This window comes from Bradyrhizobium sp. 23AC (assembly GCF_054863025.1).
Map to the genome: position 1 here is coordinate 1 of NZ_JAVAYN010000209.1, position 261 is coordinate 261.

Here is a 261-nt window from a genome sequence, read left to right on the forward strand (position 1 = left end):
TCGAGCCGCGCCGTGCCCCTCTGTCAGAGCGTGCGAGCCGCGCGACTTGGCGACAAGCGCGCCAATATAATCTTCGAGAGTGGTCCTCCCGCGTTCGAAGGGCGCCGACATCGCAAAGCCGCTATCGACGCTGACGGCGGTCATTCGCGCATAAGAGTCGGCCGCTGCGGCAGAGGAGCCCAGCTTTCGATAAGCCGCAATCCATTGATCGCGCGGTAGGACCTCGACCTTCACCGGATTGCCGAGCGCCGCGGCGAAGAC

Annotated in this window: 1 pseudogene; it reads right to left on the reverse strand. The window is 64.8% G+C overall.

The annotated features are described in order from the left end of the window. Positions 1-261, reverse strand: a pseudogene (locus RAD10_RS42135) (hypothetical protein); the annotation flags it as partial.